This is a genomic window from Rhodococcus sp. SGAir0479 (assembly GCF_005484805.1).
Lineage (GTDB): Bacteria > Actinomycetota > Actinomycetes > Mycobacteriales > Mycobacteriaceae > Prescottella.
Window position 1 is genome coordinate 2448164 of the sequence record NZ_CP039432.1, and the last position, 23594, is coordinate 2471757.

The following is a 23594-nucleotide window of genomic DNA, read 5'->3' on the forward strand; positions in this document are numbered from 1 at the left end:
CGCCGTCAGGTCCGGTCGCCGAGGCTCCTCAGGAACAGGGCCTCGGCGACGGCCAGGTTCTCGATCTCGGTGGGGTCGACGCTCTCGTTCGGCGCGTGGATGAACGCGGCCGGTTCCTCCACACCGAGCAGCAGGATCTCGGCGTCGGGGAACTGGTCGCCCAGCACGTTGCACAGCGGAATCGACCCGCCCTCGCCGATCGGGCTCGCGGCGACACCGTAGGCGGCCGCCAGTGCCTCGGACAGCGCAACGTAGGCGGGACCGGTGGTCGACGTGCGGAACGGCTCCCCCACCGACTCGCGCTCCACCCGCACACGGGCGCCCCACGGCGCCGCCTTCTCCAAGTGCGCGATCAGCGCGTCCTGTGCATGAACGGGCGTCATCCCGGGCGGCACACGCAGATTCAACCGGGCAGATGCCCGCGGTTGGATCGCCGCGGCCGAGCCGACCACCGGCGGCGCGTCGATGCCGAGGATCGTCAGTGCCGGCCGGGCCCACACCGCATCGGCCACGGAGCCGGAACCGGTGAGCCGGACCCCGTCGAGAACGCCGGCGTCCGCGCGGAACCGCTCCTCGGGGTACTCGGCACCGATCCAGTCCTGAGCGGTGTCGAGTCCGTCGACCACGGTGTTGCCGCCGTGGTCCCGCAACGTCGACAGCATCTGCACGAGCGCCGCCAGCGCGTCCGGCGCAGGACCACCGTACATACCCGAATGCAGTTGGCTCCGGAGGGTTTCCACGTGCACGACGACATTCGCGACGCCCCGCAGGCTGACCGTGACGGCCGGCTGACCGACCGCGGTGTTCCCGGTGTCCGCGACCAGCACGACGTCGGCCGCGAACAAGTCCGGGCGGGCGCGCACGAGGTCCTCGAGTCCCCCTCCGCTCATCTCCTCCGAGCCCTCGCACACCACCCGGATGCCGACCGGCGCCGGCGCGTCCGGCAACCCGAGCGCCCGCAGGGCCAGCAGGTGCATCACGAGGTTGCCCTTGCAGTCCGCGGCGCCGCGCCCGTACCAGCGGCCGTCGCGTTCGGTCAGCTCGAACGGCGGCGTCTCCCACAGCGCCTCGTCGCCCGCGGGTTGCACGTCGTAGTGGCTGTAGAGGAGCACGGTGGGCGCGCCCTCGGGTCCCGGCCGGTGCCCGACGACCGCCGTCGAACCGTCCGACGTCTCGATCAACTCGACGTCGCCGATTCCCACCGCCCGGAACGCGTCGGCGACCCAGTTCGCGGCCCCGAGGCACTCCTCCGGGGGCGCCTGGCGCGGGTCGGCGATCGACCGGAAGGCCACGAGGGCCGCCAGCTCCTCGCGCGCCGTCGGCATCAGCGCCGCGACTCGTCCCCGTACCTCGTCCGACTGCTCCGTCACCACGGCCTCCTCCACACGTTCAGGACAGGACCCATCGAGCCTACGAGCCGGAGGCGGTCGGCGCGTCGGAGCGTCGCTTCACCCCCGCCGCACGGCGCGGTAAGCGGTACCGCGGGAAACACGAGAACGGGAACTTCGTCGAATCCTGTGCAAAAGACCGATAACCTGTGCCTGTGGAGTCCACTACCAGCCGCCGTCCGCCTCGCAGAGTGGACCCCGCGCTGGAGGTCCAGAGCGACCCCCAGGAGCTGATGCCGCGCAAGCGTCCCACCCAGGAGCGCAGCCGCCGCAAGTTCGACGCACTGCTCAACGCGTCCCGGGAATTGCTCGTCGACGTCGGGTTCGAGTCCTTCACGTGCGAGGAGGTCGCGGCCCGCGCCGACGTCCCGATCGGCACGCTCTACCAGTTCTTCGCGAACAAGTACGTCATCGTGTGTGAGCTCAACCGGCAGGACCTGGTGGGCGTGCAGCAGGAACTCGAGGCGTTCAGCGGCGAGGTGCCGTCGTTGGACTGGCTGCGGTTCCTCAACACGTTCGTCGATCACATGGCGGGACTGTGGACGTCCGATCCGTCGCGCCGCGAGGTGTGGCTGGCGATGCAGTCCACGCCGTCCACCCGCGCGACCGGTGTGATCCACGAGAAGCAGTTCGCCGAGCGGGTCACTCGCATGCTCGCACCGCTCACCCCGCACACTCCGCACGAGCGCCGCACGATGATGGCCGAGGTCCTCGTCCACGTCGTGTACTCGATGCTGAACTTCTCGGTGCAGGACGGCCAGAGCCACGCCGACGCGGTCGCCGAACTCAAGCGTCTGATGGTCGCCTACCTGCTGGTCGCGGAGAAGGAAGCCCGCTCCAAGTAGGCGCCGGTGCGAACGAACGACCGAGGCCGGTCGACGGATTGTGTCCGTCGACCGGCCTCGGTCTTCTTCCGTGCTCGATCAGCCGATGGGCGCGATCGGGTCAGGTTCCTCGATGACGACCATCGCTCCCGCGACGTCGCCGTCGTGTGTCAAGGACAGGTGGATCTTGGCGCTCGGCAGGAACTCGGCCGCCTCACCGTGCAGTTTGATCGTCGGCCGCCCCCAGGCGTCGTTGACGACCTCCACCAGCACGTACGCGTTGTCCCCGACCGCGGGCGGGCGGGCGAACCGCGAGGCCGCCCACGCCTTGATGACCGCCTCCTTCGCGGCCCACCGGACCGCGTAGTGCCGCGCCGGGTCGGTACTGCGGGACTCGCAGTACCGACGCTCGGCGGGACGGAAGCTGGACTTCATCGCGGTCCCCGGACGCTTCAGCTGCTCCGCGAACTCCGAGATCGTGACGACGTCGAAGCCGATCCCCAGGACTGCCATCTAGCGGCACCCCGGCTGTCCGGCGCGGTACACGTGGTCGTCGCCCAGACGGGCCTCCTCGGTGAGCAGCATGTCGGCCTCGAGCTGGCGGGCAGCCTTGGCCGGCACCGCGTCGCCACCGAAGCGGCGGTCCGCGGGACGCTCGTACAGGGCCTCGCCGCCGCACATCGCCGACGCCAGGCGACGCTGGCCGTCGATCGTGCGCTGCTGCGCCTGCGTCAGGTAGGCCTCGCGCTGGTTCGCCGGGATCGACTCGACGAACGCCTGCGGATGGACCACCGCGATCAGACCCGACACGTGACCGAAGCCGAGGCTGGTCAACAGGCCGGCCTTGAGCGCGAACTGGTTTCCGAAGCGCAGCGGGGTCCGCGGCCACACGAAGTGCGAGAACTCCGCCATCTTGTCGTCGACACAGTCCAGGCTGCGGTTCGGCGGGACGACGCCCTGGCTGAGGACCTGGCACAGGCCGATCAGCTGGAACGCCGCCGCGCCGCCCTTGGCGTGACCGGTGAGCGTCTTCTGCGAGATGACGAACAGCGGCGCGCCGTCGCTGCGGCCCAGGGCCGCCGCCAGACGCTCGTGCAGTTCGGCCTCGTTCGGATCGTTCGCGGCCGTCGAGGTGTCGTGCTTGGAGACCACGGAGATGTCGTCGGCGGTGATCCCGAGCGCGTTGAGCGAGAGCGCCAGCTGCGAGTCCTGCCCGCCGCGGCCCGCGCCGAGCGCACCGATGCCGGGTGCCGGGATGGAGGTGTGCACACCGTCGGCGAACGAACCCGCCCAGGCGACCACACCGAGAACCGGCAGACCCATCTCCAGCGCGAGATCACCACGCGCCAGCAGGATGGTGCCGCCACCGGCCGACTCGACGAATCCGCCGCGACGACGGTCGTTGGCCCGCGAGAAGCGCCGGTCGTCGATGCCCTTGGCGGCCATCTCGTCCGACTTGGCGGTCGCCGACATGTCACCGAAGCCGACGATGCCCTCGATGCCCAGGTCGTCGAAACCGCCGGCCACGACCAGCTTGGCCTTGCCGAGCTTGATCTTGTCGACGCCCTCCTCGACGGAGACCGCGGCCGTGGCGCACGCCGCGACCGGGTGCACCATCGCACCGTAGCCACCGACATACGACTGGACGACGTGCGCCGCAATCACATTCGGCAGAGCCTCCTGCAGGATGTCGTTCGCGCGGGACTCGCCGAGCAGCGTGTCGATGTACAGCGAGCGCATCGACGTCATGCCGCCCATGCCGGTGCCCTGGGTGTTGGCGACGAACGACGGGTGCACCCACCGCAGCAGCTCGGACGGAGTGAAGCCGCCGGTGAGGAACGCGTCGACGGTGGAGACGATGTTCCACAGACCGACCCGATCCACGGACCCGGCCATGTCGGCGGGGATGCCCCACTTGGTGACGTCGAACCCGGTCGGGATCTGGCCGCCGACCGTGCGGGTCAGCTTGACCTTGCGCGGCACGCGGATCTCGGTGCCGGCCTTGCGGGTGACGGTCCAGTCGCCGCTCTCGGGGTCGACCGCCGCGACGGTGTTCTCCGGGTCGGAGTCGACGAACGCGCGGGCCTCGGCCTCGGAGCCGACGACGAACGACAGGTCCTTGTCGATGAACACCGACGTGAGCAGCGGCGCGGTGTTGTCGACCATCGCGCCCTCGTCACCGTAGGTGCGGATGCCGCAGCGTTCGACGACGGTGTCGTGGTAGCGGTCGGCGATCTCCGCCTCCGGCACCAGTTCTCCGGTCTCGGTGTCGTACCAGCCCGGCGTGGGATCGTTCTCCCACGCGACCAGACCGGTGTTCCACGCGAGCTCGAGCACGCCGGCCGCGGAGAGTTGCTCGTCGACCTCCATCTCGAAGCGGGTGCGCGCCGAGCCGTACGGGCCGAGCTCGCCGGCGCCGACGATCACGACGAGGTCGGCGGGATCGACGTCCAGCTCGGGCCAGGAGGACACTGCCGGGGCGACCACAGCACGCGGCGGGGCGGGCAGGGCCGCAATCGAATTCGCATCCTCAGCAGCCTCGTCCCGGGTCTCGGCGGCTTTCTCGGCAGCCTCGGCCGCCTCCTTCGCGAGAGCCGGCAGGTCCAGGTCGACCTCGGCCAGCCCACCGGTGAGGTCCACCACGCGCGGCGCCTGCGCGGCGGCACGCTTGACCTCGGCCGTGCACGAGCTCAGCAGTTCGGTGGCCATCTCGTCGGTGGACCACGTGCGCACGCCCTTGGCCTCGACCGCCTCGACCATCGGGTCGTTGCCGCCCATGAGTCCGGTGCCGCGCACCCAACCGATCAGCGCGTGCACGAGCGTGACCCGCTCGGCCCACGTCCGCTCGGCCGACCAGCGGCCGACGACCGCGTCGAGCGCGGCCTTGGCCTCGCCGTACGCACCGTCGCCGCCGAACAGACCGCGGTTCGGGGAGCCGGGCAGCACGACGTGCAGGTGGGTGTCGACGTCACGGTCGTAGCCGATCTGCGACAGGCCACCGATCAGGCGCTCCACCGACCACAGCAGCACCCGCATCTCCATCTCGGCGCGGGCACCCGCGTCGGACAGCTCGCCGGCCACTCGCGGCGCGGCGAACGGGAACAGCATCGTCGGCGTCATCGCCTCCTTGACGAGCTTCTTGGCGCCGCCGGCGGTTTCGGTCTGCACGTTGCCGACCCACTCGACCAGCGCGTCGACGTCGGTGTACGACGCCATGTTCGCGGGAACCACCCACAGGGAGGCGCCGGCGCGGGCATTGGCGCTGTAGAGCTTGCGGTAGAAGCCGAGACGCTCGCTGTCCAGACGCGAGGTGGTCACGACGACCGTCGCACCGCCACCGAGCAGCTTGCCGGCCACCGATGCGGCGATCGAGCCCTTGCTGGCACCCGTGACGATCGCGATCTCGCCGGTGTACCGGCCCTTCTTCTCGAGCGGCGCGATTGCCACCTGTGCGATGCGACCGTAGAGCTCGGCCAGCGTGGTGCGGCCTTCTGCGGTCGCGCGCTGCTGCCACCACTGGGCGTGGTTGGCCACGGCGGTGCCGGCACCGTCGAAACGCTCGACGGTCAGGTCGATCTCACCGGTCCAGCCGCGTGCGAGGTCCTCGCGGGCGGTGGCCCAGCGGTCGTCGATCAGCACGGCCTTCTTGGCGTCGAACGCCGGGGCGACCAGTCGCGGCCAGTCGGACCCGAGCTCGGCCGACACGAGGTCGACGAGCGCGGTGTCGTCCGCGGCGACCGCGGCGGCAGCCGACTCGCTGAATCCGAGCTGCTCGAGCACCAGCCGGGCGGCCGACGCCAACACACCGTTCCGGCCGGTGATGGCCTCGGTGAACTCGCCGAGCGCGGCCGCGTCGACGGTCCCGCCCGCTCCCCCACCGGCAGCCGGCATGGAGACGGCGACACCGCGGCGCGACGCAACGGACTGGACGGCGGCGTCGACGAGCGCGTCGACGGCGGCGCCGTCGGCGATCGCACCTTCGTGCAGGCCACCCATCGCGCCACCACGCACGCTGGAGCCGTCGCGAGTACCGAGCGCAACCTCCGCGGTCACGTGGTGCGCCCAGCCGTCACCGAGCTCCCAGACCTTCTTGACCCGGTCCGCGATCGCGCCGGGCCGGCGACCCGACGGGCCGAACACCTTGCGCAGGTGATCGTTGATCGAATCGGTCAGCACCGGGCCGAACGGCTTGTACGTGCGGGCCAACCGGTCCACAGTGACCGCGAGCGATCCCATGTCGGCGTCCGCGGCGCCGTCGATCGCCCCGAGCGAGAGCTCGGAGCCGAGGTCGACGAGCAGCTGGTTACGACGCGAGGACACGCCGTCGCACAGTGCCTCGATGGTGTCGGCGGGACCGATCTGGTCCGGGCGCAGCTTGGTCCACAGTGCGATGAGCACCTTGGTGGCGTCAGCGGCCTTGAACGCGATGTCGTCCGGGCGCGGGCCACCGGCCGGAGCGGCGGGGGCCGCGACGGGTGCGGGCGCGGCCGCAGCCGGTGCGGCGGGTGCCTCAGCGGAGTCGTCCGCAGGATCTTCTTCGACGGGCGCCGGATCGACGTCGGTGCTGTAGACGACCGACGCCTCCCGCTCGATGTTGAGCACCTCGACCTTCGTGCCGGCGTGCTCGTCGAGCTTGAGCGTCTGCGCTGCGAGGTTCGCGACGGTCGGGGTCGCCCCCAGGCCGATCTCGACGAACCGCTCGACGCCCAGACCGCCGGCGTCCTCGTCGGTGAACAGCAGGTCCTGCGTCTCGATCCAGCGGACCGGGCTCGCGAACTGCCACGCGAGCAGTTCGACGAGGATGACGCGGGTCAGCGCGACCGGGCGCTCGGCCCAGCTGTCGAAGTCCGCGAGGACGGCCTGCAGCTGGTCGGACGGGACCAGGTCGGCGATCTCCTGGACGAAGTCGCGACCGAGGTTGAACAACTTCGGCACCAGGTTCGGGATGTACCGCCCGATCAGCAGCGCCGGATCGATCTCCTGCGGCAGGAGTTCGTCGAGCTTGGCGCGGAAGTCGTCGACGCCGCCGCGCAGCACCGTCGAGTGGAACGGCACGTCGATGCCCGGAACGACGATGAACGCGCGCTTGCCTCCGAAAGCCTCACGGCGGATGTCGATCTCCCGTTCGAGGGCCGCGAGGCCCTTGACCGTGCCGGCGATCGCGTACTGCGAACCCTTGAGGTTGAGGTTGACGATCTGCAGGAATTCGCCGGTCGCGTCGGCGACACCACCCACGAACGCCTGCAGCTCGTCGTCGGCGACGCCGATCTGCGACGGGCGGATCGCGGCCATGCGGTAGTCGCTGCGGCCGGCGGCGTCACGCGGCACCAGCTCGTGCATCGCCGAACCACGCTGGAAGACCACCTCGAGCAGCGCCTCGAGCGGCAGCACTCCGGCGACCGCGGTGAGGGCGTTGTACTCGCCCACCGAGTGCCCGGCGAGGTACGAGCCCTCGACGAACGCGCCGGACTCGCGCAGCTCGGCCACCTGGGCGACACCGAGGGTCGCCATCGCGACCTGCGTGAACTGCGTCAGGTGCAGCACGCCGTCCGGGTGCCGGTGCTCGACGCCGCGCGCCTTGACCAGCGTCGGGTTGTCCCGCACGACCGCGAGGATCGAGAAGCCGAGTGCCGCGCGGGTGTGCTTGTCGGCGCGCTCCCAGACCTCGCGGGCGGCCTTGCTGCGCGAGCGGGCGTCGAGCCCCATGCCCGGACGCTGGATGCCCTGGCCGGGGAACGCGTACACGGTCTTGGGGGCGGCGGTGCGGCCGGTCGCGACCATCACCAGGTCACCGTCGACGCGGCAGCCGACCTCGACGATCTCGTCACCGTGATCGGTGGCGACCCGGTCGACGCGGACGTCGATCTCGGCGCCGGGGCGGACCATGCCGAGGAAGCGGGCGGTCCACGCGGTCAGGCGGCGGGCCGGCACCTTCGACTCGGGGTCGACCGCGGTGACGGCCTGCTGAGCGGCGGCCGACAGCCACATGCCGTGCACGATCGGGGTACCCAGCCCGGCGAGGAGCGCCGCGGCGTCGGAGGTGTGGATCGGGTTGTGGTCGCCCGAGACGCGGGCGAACGCGGCCATGTTGCGCGGCGCCACCATCGTCAGGTCGCGGCGGCGACGGCGCGGGGTCTCCGCGACGTCGGCGGACAGCGAACCACCGGCCCGAGCCGGATCGGCCAGCTCACCCTTACCGGTGCGCCCACGGATCGCGAAACGCTCGGTGAGGACGGCGACGGCGGGCGCCTCGAGGCCCTCGCCGAGCATGGCGCCGACCTCGACACGTACCTCCACGACCCGGCCCATGTCGGTGTCGACGACGTCGCCGGCCTCGGCACGCACCACGAGAATGCTGGTCTCCGACGGCAGTTCACCGACGAGATCGACTGCGTGATCCAGATGGACCAGGTCGAGCATGCCCTCGATGACGTGCACGCCGGACTCGGTGGTCGCCGCGCCGAGCGCCGCGAAGACGGCCGGCCAGCACGCGCCGACGACGACGTCGGGCACGGCCTTGCCGCTGGTGCTCAGGTTCACCGGCAGGCCGACACCGGTGACACCGGCGTGGTCGGCGATCAGGTCCGGGGTCCACGCCAGGTTGATGTGCGCGACACCGCCCTTGACGGTCGGGAGCTCCTGCCCGGCAGCGACACCGAGCAGCGCCGCCATGGACGCCTCGGCATCGGCCTCGGTGACGACGGGGGCACCGCCGTCGCGGACGGTGGCGGGCACGGTGATACGGATCTCGACGGCCTTGCCCTGCGCGAGCGGCACCGTCAGCTCGACGTGCTCGGCGTCCACGACCACGAGGCGGGCGCCGGTCTTGTCGTGGCTGGCGACGGTGTCGGACTCGACGGTCCACTCGGCGACCTCGCCGAGGCGACGGACCGGGTTCTGGGTCAGCCGCGCGGCCCACAGCACGTCGGGCGCGGTGAGGACGGCGTCGAGCAGACCGGTACCGAAACCGCCGTGGCGGCGGCCGGCGATCGGCGCCGGATCGGCGCCGGCCGCGACCAGCTCGTCGGCCGTGGCCTTCTCGAAGCGGTCGAGCAGTTCACCGACGGGCTCGTCGACGCGGGTGATCCCGGCGACGGCGACGGTGCCGGGGATGATGCACACCTGGTCGGCGGTGTACCGCGGATCATGTGCCTGCCACAGCGAATCCGAACGCCACCAGCGGCGGACGTCGGCGTCGACGACGGGCACGAAGTTGACCGGCTTGCCGGGCGTCTTGCACAGCGAGACGAAGAACGCGACGTCGGCCGGGTGCAGGACGGTGTCGGCGTAATCGGGGTAGGCGGCCTCGAGGGCGCACAGCGCCGCGAACGGCCGGTCGAGCGTCGTGGAATCGGCGAACAGCGTTCGGATCGGGCCACGGTCGTTGCGGTGCAGACGGGCCTCGGCGCGCTGGAGCATCTCGCCGAAGCGGTCGCGCCACGACACGTCCAACCACACCGACTGCGTCGCGTCGGCGATCGCGTCCTGCACGTCGCCGCCGCAGTCGAACGCCTGCGCGGAGTCGACGCCCACGGCCAGTTCCAGGTAGCGGCGCAGCCACTGCTGGTAGGTCATGGCGGCGACGTCGCCGAAGTACGGCTTGGCGGTCACGTCGAGTGCGGCGATGATCTCGTCCCGGCGCGCGGCGACGGCGTCGGCGTCACCGGCGACCTCGTCGAGCAGGCGTCCGGTGCGCGAGGCGGCGTTGTCGATCTCGTGGATGTCGGCACCCAGCTGGCTACGCCCCGAGGCCATGCCGCCCTGCGCCGTCCCGGCCCCGACCCAGTCGGGGGTGCCGGGGGTGTCGACGAGCATCTGCTTCACGTCGGGCGAGGTGGTGGCCTCGAGCGTGGCCATCGCGGCGGTGCCGACGAGGATGCCGTCGAGCGGCATCGCCGGGAAGTCGTACGCGGTGGACCAGCGACCGGTCAGGTACTCGGCGGCGCGCTCGGGGGTGCCGATGCCGCCGCCGACGCACAGCACCAGGTTGTCGCGGGCGCGCAGCTCGGCGTAGGTGTCGAGCAGCAGGTCGTCGAGGTCCTCCCACGAGTGGTGACCGCCGGCGCGGCCGCCCTCGATGTGGACGATGATCGGGAAGTTCGGCACCTCGTTCGCGATACGGATCACCGAACGGATCTGCGCGACGGTGCCCGGCTTGAACGCGACGTAGCTGAAACCGGCCTCGGTCAGCTCGTCGATGATCGTGACGGCCTCGTCGAGTTCGGGGATGCCGGCGGTGACGACGACACCGTCGAACGGCGCGCCGGCGGCGCGGGCGCGCGGCACGAGCCGCTTGCCGCCCACGTGCAGCTTCCACAGGTACGGATCGAGGAACATCGAGTTGAACTGGACGGCGCGGCCCGGCTCGAGCAGGCCCTTCAGCTTCTCCACGTGGTCGGCGAAGATCTGCTCGGTGACCTGGCCGCCACCGGCCAGCTCTGCCCAGTGGCCGGCGTTGGCGGCGGCGGCGACGATCGCCGGGTCGACGGTCGTGGGGGTCATGCCCGCGAGCAGGATCGGCGAGCGACCGGTCAGCCGCGTGAATGCGGTCTCGACGGCTACGCGGCCGTCGGGCAGGGCAACGGCCTTGGGGGCGAACTCGGTCCAGGCACGGGCCACCTCGGGGGCGGCGCCGGGGGTGAGCAGGTTGCGGTGGCCACCGCGGGTGGACGCAGCGATGATGCCGACGCCGCGCCCGCGCACACCGGTCGAGGTCATGCGGGTGAGCAGGTCACCCGGCCCCAGGTCGAGGATCCACGCGGCACCGGACTCGATGGCGCCTTCGACGGCGTCGACCCAGTCGACGGGGTCGACCAGCACGGCCTGCGCCAGCGCGCGGACCTGCTCGGCGTCGAGGCCGCAGCGGGTGGCCCATCCGCCGATGAGCTCCACGGCCTCGGCCAGCGCGGGATGATGGAAGCCGATCTCGACGGGCAGCGACTCGAAGACCGGCGAGAACACTGCGCCGCCACGGGTCTTGGCGTCACGCTCGCGGCTCTCCTCGGCCGCGATCTGCTCGAGGCGCTGCTGCACGCGCGCGAGCTGCGCCGGCGGGCCGGACAGCACGACGCGACGACGACCGTTGCGAATGGCCATGACGGCGGCACGCTCGGGCTCCTGGCCCTGCGCGAGTTCCGCGACGATCGCGCTCAGGCGCTCGGGATCGACGTTCGAGACGGCGAGCATCGGCGACCGGTCCGCGGCGGCGATGATGCCGCGGCGGCGACCGACGAGACCGGCGCCCGCACCGATGAGCTGCGCGGTGGCGAGCAGCGCGCTGTCGGCCGCACCCGCACCGGCCACGGCGGCCGCGGCGATCAGGCCCTGCGAGTGGCCGATGGTGGCGACGGGGGCGTTGATCTCGGGATCGAGACCCTGCTGCTGCAGTGCCCGCAGCGCGGCGAGCTGGGTGAGGAAGACACCGGGGAGGGACACCGCGGCGGAGGTCAACGCGGCTGCGGACGGCACGGCGGCACCGGTGGTGTCCTCGTCGTCGGCGAGCTCCTGCTCGAGGATCCACGCGATGGGATCGAAGCCGACGGGACGGACGACGAGCAGATCCTGTGCGACGGGCTCGAGGATCGCCGCGGCATCGTTCACCAGCTCGGTCAGCGTCGGCTCGAGGCCACTGTCGCGGGTGAGCTCGGCGAGGGCGCTCAGCCACGGGGCGCCCTGACCACCGAACGCGAGCGCGTACGGCTCCCCGGCGCGCAGCCGGTCGACGAGCGGGCCCTGCGCGGCGGACCGGACCGGTGCCCGATCGGCACCGAACTGGCTGGGCTCCTTGGGGGTTCGTCCGTTTCCTGCAGTGTCGTCAATCGTCACTGAAGTTGTGTCCTCTCCTGGTCCCCTGGACGGGGGTTAGGTGGTGGTTCGGCCGCCCTCGGCAGAGCTGACGCGCAATTCTTCAAACCCGCGGCACCCCTCGGACACGCTTGGAACGCGCGAATCCGGGCTCCACAAGGTTGGCACAGAATCATGAGGGAATCCTCACGTTTACTTGCGGCGCGCTTTCTACCAGCGAGTATCGAGTGACGTTGGCCACAGGAACGTCAAAAAGTGACTCGCCAGTAGGTCGAGAAACTGCGGGTCAGGCCCCATGCATGGATGTCCACAAACCTGAGGGAAACCTCACGTTGATCGTTATCAATTTGTGATCTCCTTGACGGCAGGCCGCATCCGTGCGGTCCCGTCCCTCCGGCGACGGCGCGGCCCTGTCGGGGGCGGCGGTTACCGTCCGCGACACAACCGAACACATGGGGGGAACCATGAAGCACAACGCGGTCCGCACGCTCGCCGCCGTCGCCGGCGACGTATTGCCCGGCGGGCACACCCTCTGGCCGGCGGGGTGGCCCGGCGAGATCGAGGCGGCACTGCTGGACGCCGTCTTCTCGGCTCGCGCCACCTACGGCACCCCGACGTCGGGGGTGCGGCGGGTCGTCACCGCCTGGCGGGCGCATCGCGGCACGCGTCTCGACGATCTCACCGCCCTCGCGTCGTTCACGTCCGCACCCGATCGCCTGGCCGCGGTCCTCGGCAACCGGCAGCGTGTGCCCGGGAACTACACGACCAAGGCCGAAGCGGCCGCCGCCGCCGCGGCCGCACTCGTCACGTCCGGAATCGACAGCAGCGGGCGGATCGGCGACGGACGCAACGCGTGGGACGCCCTCACCGGCGTCCCGGGCCTCGGCACCACGACCTGGGAGACGTTCGTCCTGCAGCTCGGCCTGGTCGGTCCCCTCGCGCTCGGCGAGATATGCGGCTTCGTCGCGGCGGCACTCGACGACGGCCGTTCGGACATTCCGGAGACCGAGGCGCTCGGTCTGCTCGGTGCGGCGGCCGCATCACTCGACGTGCCGCAGACGGCACTGCTCAATGCGGTGTGGCGGAGCCGACGAACGCGCGGGCCGGCACGGAAACCGTTGTCCGCGTAGCCGGTGCGCCCGCGGCCTTCCGGTGGCCGATCCTGCAGGCCGGGCCCGGCCACCGGTGGCGTAGGCTGACATCGCTCGCGCGAGTGGCGGAATTGGCAGACGCGCTGGATTTAGGTTCCAGTGTCTCAGGACGTGGGGGTTCAAGTCCCCCCTCGCGCACCATGTGCCGCGACGAATGACGTCGCGAATCGACAGCCGGTGTGCCCCCGACTTCTCCCTCGCTTCGGGTGAATGCGTTGCCGTCGCGTCCACCGGCGCCGGCGTGACAGCTCAGTTGTCCGCCCGTTCCGACCGGAGCTGCACAGGCCCGAGTCCGAGCAATTCGTCCAGGGCGTTGCGGCTGCGGGTCAGACAGGCGATGCGACTGTCGAGGCTCTCGATCTCGCTGCTGAGCTGTCCGGCGAGAATTCGATCGCACTCACCTGTCCAGCCGACTCGTGCACCGTCGCGCCGGTCCAGAACCGCGGGAATCAGACGCGTGGGCACGCCCGAGGTGACGAGATCACGAATCGTCTGCGCGCGTTCGACATCGCGCTCGCTGAAGTCGCGGTACCCGTTGGCACTTCGGTTCGGCTGAAGTAAACCTTGCTGTTCGTAATAGCGGAGCATCCGGGGGGTGAGCCCGGTCCGCCGAGACAGTTCACCGATCCGCATGTCTCTCCTTGACCTTGACACCGATGTCAAAGTTTAGCGTCGGGTGATGACCGACACCGAAGGTTCGACCACACCGAAAACTGCTCCGACACGGCAACTTCCCACTCCGCCCCCGGCGACACCGTCGATGCCGTGGACGGTGCTGATCGCGCTCACCTTTGCCTCATTCGCCACGGTGACGATGGAGATGCTGCCGTCGGGTCTACTTCCGCAGATCGGGCGCGGCCTCGCAGTGGACCCGGCACTGGCCGGCACGCTGGTCACGGCCTGGGCGCTGACGATCGTGGTGACCGGCGTGCCACTCGTACGAGTCACGGCGGGTGTCCGCCGAACTCGGTTGATTCCGGCAGCGCTCGGGGTGGTCGCGATCGCCGGACTGGTCACGGCGTCGGCGCCGAGTTTCGGGGTGGCGCTGGCCGGCCGAGTGCTCGCCGCGGCGGGGCACGGGGTGTTCTGGGCTCTGATCGTCGTCCACGTTGCCGACACCGTTGCACCCGAGCGGCTCGGACGTGCGTTGGCGATCGTGTTGTCCGGCCCGACCATCGCGGGGTGCGCCGGGCTTCCGGTCGCGACTGCACTCGTGGACACCGTCGGTTGGCGCGGCGTCTTCGCAGGTGCGTCCGTGGTGTCGGCCCTCGTCGCAGGTGCCCTCGTACCGATACTCGCCGATACCGAGACGTCCGGTCCCCGCCCGAGGTCGGTGATCCGGTGGGATCGCAGCGCGATCCTGTGCCTCGGCACCGCGTTGGCTGCGGCGCTCGTGCTGGTAGGGCACTTCGTGTTGTTCACCTACGTTTCGCTGGTGGTCACCGACGTCGCGGGATTCGACTCCGGGGCTGTGGCAGCCGTGCTCGTACTGTTCGGTGCCGCCGGGGCGATCGGCGTAGCGATATCGGGATGGCTGTCGGACCGGTGGCCCAGCGCAACACTGCCCGTGTCGGCGTTCGCGGCGCTGACGGCGTTCGCGATGCTGGCGGCCGCGCCTGCCGTCCCGGCAGTGTTCGTGACCACCATCGTGCTGTGGGGAACGGTGGTCGGAGTGCTCCCCGCCGCGATGCAGGTACGGGTTCTCCGGCTGGCTTCCCCGGAGTTTCGTCCTGCGGCAGGCAGCGTGGTCGTCACCGTGCTCAACCTGGGTATTGCCGGCGGCGCTGCTCTCGGCGGCCTGACAGTGGGCTTCGGGGTCGCCGAGCTGGCACCGGTCGCCGCGGTCGTGACGTCCGTCGGCGCGCTGTGCTTGTCACTGTCCGCTCGCGTGCCGGCCCGCGTGACCGAATAGGTTGGTTGCCCGGGCGTCACTCCCGACACCGGTGGATGCTTCGGGTCCCGCCGGTGTCGATGCTGCAACCATTCCGGTGAGCACCCACAGGTCGACCGGTCCCGGCGTTAGCGTGTCGATGTCGCGGTCGATCTCGGCGCGACGCACCTCGCAGCACCTGGGGGACGCCGATGTCCACTCGCCTGCTCACGGACTCGGTCCATACGGCCGTCATCGACGTGCCCGCGCGCCGGGTGGACATCGCGGAGTGGCTGTACTCGCTGTCCGACGCGGAGTACCGGCGGTGCTGTCCCCCGGACCACCTCACGACCGGCGTCGGCGCCTCCGAGGACGGGCGGCCGATCTGGATCGGCGTGGAGACGATCGACGACGCCCTCCTGATCCACCATTTCGTCGGCGCCGTCACCGACCCGCACCACTGCCGGATGGTGTCGACCTCGGAGGTCGTGTCCGCGGCAGGGCGCACGACGGTGGACGTGACGTGGGAGCTGCGGGCCGAACCCGACGGCGACGGCCGGTGCACCGTCACCGACCGGATCCTCGTCTCCCCTACCGGGGACTACTTTGCCCACCTCGACGAACGCGGGATCGTCTTCGAGGACGCGGCCGCGGCGTGCGCCGCGGCGTACGGCGACCACGTTCGCCGTGAGACGCCGCTGCTCGCGGACAGCATCGGCCGTCGGGCGGCGAACTCGAACGGGCGCCATGCCGCCGTCTCGCCCACCGCCGTACCTCTTGCGACCACCTCGACAGGCGAGACCGACGGTGCGGCCGCGAAGGCCGTGATCCGGCGGAACGCGGAGGAGGTGCACGGCAGCGGCGATTTCGCGGTGTTCGACGAACTGTTCGCCGACGACTACGTCGACCACACCCCGCATCCCGGACTCGCACCCGACAAGTCCGGGACGAAGCTGCTCTATCAGTCGATGCGCGGCGCGTTCCCCGATCTCCGGGCCGAGATCCACTGGCAGTCCGTCGACGGCGACCTGGTCACCACCTACCTGACGTACCACGGCAGCCACCGCGGAGCGTTCCTCGGCATTCCGCCCTCCGGACGCCCCGCCGCGTTCGACGCCGTCGACGTGATGCGGGTGCGCGACGGCCGGATCGTCGAGCACTGGGGCAGCGCCCACCTACCGGCACTGCCGAGCCGGATCGACGCCGCCGGCGCAACGCCCTGAGCGGCCGATTCACCCGCGTCGCAAAGGTTTCGGCGGAGTCGCACGCGTTGTCGGTACGGGAACGTCCTGCGACACCGCGACAACGAGCGCGGTTTCCGACGTCAGGCGAACGAACCCCGCGCCGTCACGACCTCGCCACCCACGACAACCAGCGACGGCTGCGAGAGGACCTCGGGCCCGGTGCGCGGATCCTGCTCGTACACAAGGAGATCCGCGGGTGCACCCGCCGCGAGCCCGCCACCGCCGAGCCATGCCTGCGCATTCCAGCACGCGGCGCCCAGAGCCTCGGTGGGCGTCATGCCGACCTTCCCGAGGGAGGCGACCTCGTCGGCGATCCGGCCGTGCCGGACGTGCCCGCCGGCGTCGGTGCCCGCGTAGATCGGGATGCCGGCGTCGCGGGCGCCGCCGATGGTGTCGTTCACCCGGGCGTACAGATCGCGCATGTGCGCGGCGTACACCGGGAACCGGGTGGCGCCGTCGGCGATCTCCGGGAAGTTGTCGATGTTGATCAGCGTCGGGACCAGCGCGGTACCCCGCTCGGCCATCATGGCGATCGTGGTGTCGGTCAGGCCGGTGCCGTGCTCGATGCAGTCGATTCCGGCAGCGAGAAGACCCGGCAGCGCGTCCTCCCCGAACACGTGCGCGGTGACCCGAGCGCCCTCGCGGTGCGCGGCCGCGATCGCGTCGACGAGGATTTCGTCGCTCCACAGCGGCGCCAGATCACCGACCTCACGGTCGATCCAGTCGCCCACCAGCTTCACCCAGCCGTCCCCGCCGCGGGCCTGCCGCACCACCTCGTCGGGCAGCTGCGACTCGTCCTCGAGATCCACCGGCAGACCGCGGATGTAGCGCTTGGGCGCGGCGATGTGCCGGCCGGCGCGGATGATCCGCGGCAACCCGGCCACGTCGTCGAGCGATCGGGTGTCCACCGGCGACCCGGCGTCGCGGACCAGCAGCACACCACGGTCCCGCTCGATGCGGGCCTGCGCGAGTGCGCCGTCCAGGTCTTCGGCGCCCCCGCCGTAGCGAATGCCGATGTGGCAGTGGGCGTCGACGAGCCCGGGCAGGATCCAGCCCGCGGTGCACAGCGTCTGCGCACCCGGAACCGGCTCGTCGGTGATCTGCCCGTCCCGGACCCACAACTCGAGCGGCTGCTCGTCGGGCAGACCGATGCCCCGCAGGTGGAACGACGTCACCGCGGTCTACTTCTTGGGAAGCTTGAGCTGCGACAGGTCCAGGCCCTCAAGGCCCGGGGGCAACTGGTCGAGGCCCTTGGGCATCTTCGACAGGTCGGGGAACCCGGCCGGCATGCCGCCGGGCATGCCCGCGGGGAAACCGCCCGGGAACCCGCCCTTGATCTTCGGCTGCGTCGGGCCCTTGCCGCCCTTCTTGCCCTTCTTCCCCTTCTTGCCCTTGAGCTGCTTGCGCGCGCCCGGCATACCCATGCGCCCGGCCATCGCGGCCATCATCTTGCGGGCCTCGAAGAATCGGTCGACCAGCTGGTTGACGTCCGAGACCTTCACGCCGGAACCGTTCGCGATGCGCAGCCGGCGGGAGGCGTTGATGATCTTCGGGTTCTCGCGCTCGGCCGGCGTCATGCCGCGGATGATCGCCTGGATGCGGTCGAGCTGCTTCTCGTCGACGTTGGCGAGCGCGTCCTTCATCTGACCGGCGCCCGGCAGCATGCCGAGAAGGTTGCCGATCGGGCCCATCTTGCGCACTGCCATCATCTGCTCGAGGAAGTCCTCGAGCGTGAGCTCACCCGAGCCGATCTTCGCGGCGGTGGCCTCGGCCTGCTGCGCGTCGAACACCTGCTCGGCCTGCTCGATGAGCGTGAGCACGTCGCCCATGCCGAGGATGCGGCTGGACATGCGGTCCGGGTGGAAGACGTCGAAGTCCTCGAGCTTCTCACCGGTGGAGGCGAACAGGATCGGCTCGCCGGTGATCTCGCGGACGCTCAGCGCGGCGCCACCGCGCGCGTCGCCGTCGAGCTTGGTGAGCACGACACCGGTGAAGCCGACACCCGACTTGAACGACTCCGCGGTGTGCACCGCGTCCTGGCCGATCATGGCGTCGAGCACGAACAGCGTCTCGTCCGGCTGCACGGCGTCGCGGATGCCCGCGGCCTGCGCCATGAGTTCCTGGTCGATACCGAGGCGACCCGCGGTGTCGACGATGACCACGTCGTACTGCTTGGAGCGGGCTTCCTCGACACCGGCGCGCGCGACCTCCACCGGATCGGCCGCCGAGATGCCGAGCGGGTTCTCCCCGCCGCCGACGGACGTGCCGGGGTGCGGCGCGAACACGGCCGCACCGGCACGCTCACCGACGATCTGCAGCTGGCTGACCGCGCCCGGACGCTGGAGGTCACAGGCGACGAGCAGCGGCGTGTGACCCTGGTCCCTCAGCCACTTGGCCAGCTTGCCGGCGAGGGTCGTCTTACCGGAACCCTGCAGACCGGCCAGCATGATCACGGTGGGCGGCGTCTTCGCGAACTGCAGGCGCCGCGTCTCACCACCGAGGATGCCGACGAGCTCCTCGTTGACGATCTTGACGACCTGCTGCGCCGGGTTGAGCGCGGCCGAGACCTCGGCGCCCTTCGCGCGTTCCTTGATCTTGGCGATGAAGGAACGGACGACGGGGAGCGCGACGTCGGCCTCGAGGAGCGCGAGACGGATCTCGCGGCACGTGGCGTCGATGTCGGCTCCGGAGAGGCGACCCTTGCCACGCAGATCCTTGAGGGCTCCGGTCAACCGGTCGGAAAGGGATTCGAACACCGAATGCGCTCCTGAGCTCTGTGCTGGTCTGGCTGCAAGCCGTGAATATTCTCCGACCAGGGTAACCGTTCTGACCCCTGCCACCGCGCGGCAACCCTGCGGCGGCGGGGCGCGAACGCGCTCACTCCTCCTTCTTCTTCGGCTGCGGGGCCGGCACGACCGCGAGGATCGCGCGCTCGAGGCGTTCACGGCCGGCGCGGGTGTCGCCGTCGGACTGCCGGATGCAGAACGCGTCGACCACGGCGGACCCCAGCGTGCTCACCCGCGCCCAGCGCACGTCGGCGCCGTGCCGCTCGAACACCCGGGCCAGCCGGCTGAGCAGTCCCGGCCGGTCCTCGGCGCGCACCTCCACGATCACCTCGCCCGGCTCGGCGCCGTCCGGGGCGTCGAACCAGATCACCCGGGGCGGCGCCTGCGCGTACTGCACCGGCACGGCCGCGGACGTCCGATCCTCGAGCGCCTGGTTCTCGCGGGCCTCCCGCTCCTTCGTGTCCAGCAGCTCGAGGACGTCGACGTCGCCCCCGATCGCCCGGACGAGTTCCTGCCGCAGCAGACCGGCCTGGGGTGGCGCGCCGAACCTGGGGGCCACGACGAACGCGTTGATCGCCGATTCGCCGTGATGGCCGAGCGACGCGGACAGCACCCGCAGCGAGCTGAGCGCCAACACGCCCGCCTCGTGCGACAACAACCCGGGGCTGTCGGGCGCGACGACGGTCACCAGATACGTGTGTGCCGCCGTGCCCGGGTCGAGCGTGACGTGGACGCCGCCCTGCGCGGCCAGGTCGACGAGCGCCGGGTCGATCGGGTCGGGTACCGGCAGCGGCTCCCCTGCCATCGCGAGCCGGCAGCGGCGCACGAGTTCCCCGATGAGCGACGACTTCCAGTCGCCCCACACGCCGGGGCCGGTCGCGAGCGAGTCCGCCTCGGCGAGGGCGTGCAGCAGCTCGAGCAGCACGGGATCGCCGCCGACCTTCTCGACGACCGACTCCACGGTCGCCGGATCGTCGAGATCGCGGCGGCTCGCGGTCTGGGCCAGCAGCAGGTGGTGGCGCACCATGCCGGTCAGGATCTCGATGTCCGACGGCCACAGCCCCAGCCGCGCGCCGATCTGCGCCGCCAGCTCGGCGCCGACGACGCTGTGGTCGCCGCCGCGGCCCTTGCCGATGTCGTGCAGCAGCGCCCCCAGCATCAACAGGTCGGGCCGGGAGACCCGCGTGGTGAGCGCACCCGCCTGCGCGACCGCCTCGACGAGGTGCCGGTCGACGGTCCACGTGTGCACGGCGTCGCGCGGGGGCAGGTCCCGCACGGCCCCCCACTCGGGCAGCAGCCGGCCCCACAGCCCGGTCCGGTCGAGCGCCTCGATCGTCGGGATCGCCCGCTGCCCGGACCCCAGCAGCACCAGCAGGTCGGCCAGCGCGCCCTTGGGCCACGGTTCGCGCAGTTCCGGCGCGCTGTCGGACAGCCGCCCCAGCGTGGACGCGGAGATGGGCAGTCCGGTGGTCGCCGACGCCGCCGCCACCCGCACCACCAGCCCGGGATCACGCTTGGGCCGGGCGTCGCGGGCGAGGACCAGTTCCCCCGACTGCTCGACGACCCCCTCGTCGATCGGCCGGCGCAGCGGCACCCGGCGCAGCTTCGACAGTCCGCGCCGCGGCAGCGAGTTGCCGGCGGTGCGCAGTCCCACGTCCACCGAGTACCCGATGGTCCGGGCGCAGTCGCTGAGCGTGCGCGCCAGGTCGAACCGGTCGCCGATCCGCAGCGCGGCCCCGATCTCGTCGGCGTCCTGGGCGCGCAGCTGGTCCCGCGAGCGCCGCGCGACGCGGTGCAGTTCGGTCCGGACGTCGAGCAGCCGGCGGTGCGCCAGCGCGAGACCACCGCCGGGGGTGTCGGGGCCGAGTCCGGGCATACCGTCGGTGAGCTGGGCGATGGACAGCGCGTTGAGCAACTGGACGTCGCGCAAGCCGCCCCGGCCGTTCTTGATGTCCGGTTCGGCACGGTGCGCGATCTGGCCGCTGCGCGCCCACCGCGACTGCGCCTGCTCGACGAGTTCGTCGAAGCGCGAACGGATTCCGGTGCGCCACTGCCGGCGTACCCCGCCGATGAGCAGGTGGCTCAGTTCGACGTCGCCCACGATGTGCCGCGCCTCGAGCATGCCGAGCGTCGCGGTGAGGTCGGTGGCGGCCACCTGAAGCGCCTGCGGCACCGTCCGCACACTGTGGTCGAGCTTGATGTGCGCGTCCCACAGCGGATACCACAGCTGGTCGGCGACCCGCGCGACCACGGCCGGGTCCACGTCGTCGTGCAGCAGGATCAGGTCCAGGTCCGAGTACGGCATCATCTCGCGACGGCCCAGTCCCCCGACCGCGACGATCGCGAAGCCGGAGTCGGGTCGGATCCCCAGCTCGTTTCCTTTTGTGGTGAGCCAGAACTCGTGCAGGTCGACCAGCGCGTGCCGCAGCGCGGCGGCGTCGAGCCGGTGGTTGCGTGTGCCGCCCGCGAGCAGTTGTTCGCGGGCCCGCGCGAGATCACCCGCGTCGTCGGGGCGGGCGGCGCCGGTCACGGTGTCGGGGTCCTGGGACCGGAACGGCCCCGACCCGGCCGCCGTGAGGGCGACTGGATCAGGGCCGTGAAATCCGGACCCGTGAGGGTCAGATGGCATCCGCGCCCCGTTCGCCGGTGCGAACCCGGACGACCGATTCGACCGAGGTGACCCAGACCTTGCCGTCGCCGATCTTGCCGGTGCGGGCGGCCTCGACGATGACCTCGACGACCTTGTCCACGACGGCGTCGTCCACGACGACCTCCACCCGGACCTTGGGCACGAAGTCCACCGAGTACTCGGCTCCGCGGTAGACCTCGGTGTGGCCCTTCTGCCGCCCGTACCCCTGGACCTCGCTGACCGTCATACCGAGTACACCAGCCTGTTCGAGTCCCGTCTTGACATCCTCGAGCGTGAACGGCTTGACGATTGCGGTGATCAGCTTCATAACCTCATGCCTCCCTGGCGGCAACAGTTGCGGGCGCCGGTGCGCGCCCCGGGACCGGGCTACCGGCGAGTGCGACGAAGTCGTAGGCGCTCTCGGCGTGCTCACTCTCGTCCACGCCGCGAACCTCGGCTTCGGTGCCGACCCGCAGTCCGATCGTGACCTTCACGATAAGCGCGATGACGGCCGTAGCGATGCAGGAGTACACGAGCACCGCGCCCGCGCCGACCGCCTGACGCCACAACTGGTCGAGTCCGCCGCCGTAGAACAGCCCGTCGACACCGGCCGGGGCGGCGTCGGTGGCGACCAGACCGACCAGCAGCGTTCCGACGAGACCGCCGACGAGGTGGACGCCCACCACGTCGAGCGAGTCGTCGTAGCCGAAGCGGTACTTGAGGCCGACGGCCAGCGCACACAGTGCACCGGCGACCACGCCGATCACGATCGAGCCGACGACGTCCACGGACGAGCAGGCGGGGGTGATGGCGACCAGGCCCGCAACGATGCCGGACGCGCCGCCGAGGGTGGTGGCGTGACCGTCGCGGAGCTTCTCGACCAGCAGCCAGGCGAGCATCGCGGCGCAGGTCGCGACGATGGTGGTGACGAACGCGGCAGCCGCGACGCCGTTGGAGCCGACGGCCGAACCGGCGTTGAAGCCGAACCACCCGAACCACAGCAGCGCGGCACCGAGCATCACGAACGGCAGGTTGTGCGGCCGGAAGGGCGTCTTGGGCCAGCCGCGACGCTTACCCAGCATGAGCGCGAGGACCAGACCCGCGACACCGGCGTTGATGTGCACGGCCGTGCCGCCGGCGAAGTCGATGGCACCGAGCTTGTTCGCGATCCAACCACCGGTCGCGGCGGTGACCCCGTCGAACGAGAACACCCAGTGCGCAACCGGGAAGTAGACGACCGTCGCCCACAGCCCCGCGAACAGCAGCCAGGCACCGAACTTCATACGGTCGGCGACCGCACCCGAGATCAGCGCGACCGTGAGGATCGCGAACATCGCCTGGAAGGCGACGAACACCAGGGCCGGAACCGTGCCGACCAGCGGGATCGACACTGCGGCTCCCGTCTCCGCGTCGCCGAGGTAGTCGCCCCCGAACAGTCCCCTCAGGCCGAAGAACTCGGTCGGATCCCCGATCACGCCGCCCTTGTCGTCACCGAAGGCGACGGAATAGCCGAACAGCACCCACAGCACGCCGACGACGCCCATCGCGCCGACGCTCATCATGATCATGTTCAGCACGTTCTTCGCGCGGACCATGCCGCCGTAGAAGAACGCGACACCCGGGGTCATCAGGAGCACCAGCGCGGCGCTCATGAGCATCCACGCGGTGTCCCCGGTGTCCGGGGCTCCGAGAGTGGGAAAGTCCACGGTGAGCCTCCTCGTCTGTCTTGTCGTTCTGCAGACACAGACTGCTCAGGCGGTGTTTCGTCCGTGGTTTTCCGCGGTTTCGGGCACGTGAACGGATCGGCCCCTCGTGTTGCGGTCGCGTTTCCTGGCGGCGTTTCCGGCCCCGAGGAGCCGGTCGAACGGCCCGAAGGCCGCGAAACGCCGCTGCCCGGC

Annotated in this window: 13 protein-coding genes and 1 tRNA gene; 5 read left to right on the top strand and 9 right to left on the bottom strand. The window is 70.9% G+C overall.

The annotated features are described in order from the left end of the window. Positions 1 to 5 precede the first annotated feature (5 nt). A complete protein-coding gene (locus E7742_RS11510; protein ID WP_137799068.1) occupies positions 6 to 1373 on the bottom strand; it encodes a dipeptidase in 1368 nt (455 codons plus the stop codon). 206 nt (positions 1374 to 1579) lie between these two features. Between E7742_RS11510 and E7742_RS11515 the strand changes: the two genes are divergently transcribed. Then, complete coding sequence (locus tag E7742_RS11515; RefSeq protein WP_441346853.1) at positions 1580 to 2233, top strand: TetR/AcrR family transcriptional regulator; 654 nt, start codon at positions 1580 to 1582, stop codon at positions 2231 to 2233. A gap of 78 nt (positions 2234 to 2311) precedes the next feature. Here E7742_RS11515 and acpS read toward each other — a convergent pair whose 3' ends face one another. Next, positions 2312 to 2725 carry a holo-ACP synthase AcpS gene (gene acpS / locus E7742_RS11520; protein ID WP_137799070.1) on the bottom strand — a complete coding sequence of 138 codons (414 nt, stop codon included), beginning with the start codon at positions 2723 to 2725 and terminating at the stop codon, positions 2312 to 2314. Beyond that, the gene (locus tag E7742_RS11525) at positions 2726 to 12037 is read right to left on the bottom strand and encodes a type I polyketide synthase (protein ID WP_137799071.1); all 9312 of its coding nucleotides are present in this window, start codon (positions 12035 to 12037) and stop codon (positions 2726 to 2728) included. A gap of 431 nt (positions 12038 to 12468) precedes the next feature. Here E7742_RS11525 and E7742_RS11530 point away from each other — a divergent pair, with 431 nt between their 5' ends. Continuing rightward, on the top strand, positions 12469 to 13146 hold the full coding sequence (locus E7742_RS11530; RefSeq protein ID WP_137799072.1) for a hypothetical protein: 678 nt from the start codon (positions 12469 to 12471) through the stop codon (positions 13144 to 13146). Between the two features lie 77 nt (positions 13147 to 13223). Then, positions 13224 to 13308, top strand: a tRNA-Leu gene (locus E7742_RS11535). 108 nt (positions 13309 to 13416) lie between these two features. Here the strand turns inward: E7742_RS11535 and E7742_RS11540 are convergent. Then, positions 13417 to 13800 carry a MerR family transcriptional regulator gene (locus E7742_RS11540; protein ID WP_137799073.1) on the bottom strand — a complete coding sequence of 128 codons (384 nt, stop codon included), beginning with the start codon at positions 13798 to 13800 and terminating at the stop codon, positions 13417 to 13419. A 46-nt stretch (positions 13801 to 13846) separates the two neighbouring features. On the opposite strand from E7742_RS11540, the gene E7742_RS11545 reads away from it, so the two are divergent. Both E7742_RS11545 and E7742_RS11550 read left to right on the top strand, forming a co-directional pair. Beyond that, complete coding sequence (locus tag E7742_RS11545; protein WP_137799074.1) at positions 13847 to 15079, top strand: MFS transporter; 1233 nt, start codon at positions 13847 to 13849, stop codon at positions 15077 to 15079. Positions 15080 to 15249: 170 nt separating this feature from the next. Further along, a complete protein-coding gene (locus E7742_RS11550) occupies positions 15250 to 16260 on the top strand; it encodes an ester cyclase (protein ID WP_137799075.1) in 1011 nt (336 codons plus the stop codon). Between the two features lie 101 nt (positions 16261 to 16361). On the opposite strand, the gene E7742_RS11555 is transcribed toward E7742_RS11550, so the two are convergent. The 5 genes from E7742_RS11555 to E7742_RS11575 all read right to left on the bottom strand — a co-directional run bounded on the left by E7742_RS11555 (position 16362) and on the right by E7742_RS11575 (position 23354). Next, positions 16362 to 17456, bottom strand: coding sequence for an amidohydrolase family protein (locus E7742_RS11555; RefSeq protein WP_137799076.1), 1095 nt, complete (start codon positions 17454 to 17456; stop codon positions 16362 to 16364). A gap of 6 nt (positions 17457 to 17462) precedes the next feature. Continuing rightward, complete coding sequence (gene ffh, locus E7742_RS11560; protein ID WP_137799077.1) at positions 17463 to 19037, bottom strand: signal recognition particle protein; 1575 nt, start codon at positions 19035 to 19037, stop codon at positions 17463 to 17465. 121 nt (positions 19038 to 19158) lie between these two features. Continuing rightward, a complete protein-coding gene (locus E7742_RS11565; RefSeq protein ID WP_137799078.1) occupies positions 19159 to 21696 on the bottom strand; it encodes a [protein-PII] uridylyltransferase in 2538 nt (845 codons plus the stop codon). Next, on the bottom strand, positions 21686 to 22024 hold the full coding sequence (locus E7742_RS11570) for a P-II family nitrogen regulator (RefSeq protein WP_137799079.1): 339 nt from the start codon (positions 22022 to 22024) through the stop codon (positions 21686 to 21688). Before E7742_RS11570 ends, E7742_RS11565 begins: the two co-directional genes overlap by 11 nt. 4 nt (positions 22025 to 22028) lie before the next feature. Then, positions 22029 to 23354, bottom strand: coding sequence for an ammonium transporter (locus E7742_RS11575; protein ID WP_441346918.1), 1326 nt, complete (start codon positions 23352 to 23354; stop codon positions 22029 to 22031). Positions 23355 to 23594 lie beyond the last annotated feature (240 nt).